The organism is Oleiphilus sp. HI0123, from assembly GCF_001635315.1.
On sequence record NZ_LWGE01000752.1, the window covers coordinates 1 to 633 of the forward strand.

Annotated in this window: 1 protein-coding gene; it reads left to right on the forward strand. The window is 49.3% G+C overall.

Annotated features, from left to right (window positions below; translation table 11 throughout):
* Nucleotides 1-633, forward strand: a 633-nt coding sequence (locus A3761_RS06685) for a CoA transferase (protein WP_197472912.1), incomplete at both ends; no start/stop codon positions are given.

Sequence of the window (633 nt, forward strand, 5' to 3'; positions counted from 1 at the left end):
GTAATGGCGATTCTTGCCGCAGTGATTGAACGTGCTTCTACTGGAAAAGGCCAGCACCTGGATATCAGTATGAGTGATGCGGCCTTGGCGCTGAACACGATGTTCGGCGCCAACGCGCTAGTCAGTGGCAAGGACCCAGCGTGTGGCGAAGAGATGCTCAACGGTGGTTTATTCTACGACTACTACCAGACGGCAGATGGCAAGTATATTTCGGTCGGTAGCCTGGAACCAAACTTCGCGATGGTTTTGCTATCTACCCTAGGTTTGACAGCTTACCAGAATAAGATTGCCGACCAACGAGCCGAAACCCAAACAGAAATCAAGGCAGCAATTGCAGCAAAAGTGATCGAAAAAGACCAAGCTCACTGGAATGACGTCTTTGGCAACTTAGATGCTTGTGTAGAACCTGTATTGAGTATCAACCAGGCTGCAGCGCACCCTCACTTCATAGCGCGGGGCATGATTACCACCGCTGTAGATGAGACAGGCAACGAGATTCAACAAATAAATAGCGCATTGCCATTTAAGTCTGAAGGCATAAAGCAAGCAGGGAGACCTTTGGGGGCAGATACCTCAGATGTATTAAAGTCTTTGGGCTATAGTGATGAGCAAGTTCAGGGGCTTAGAGAGGGG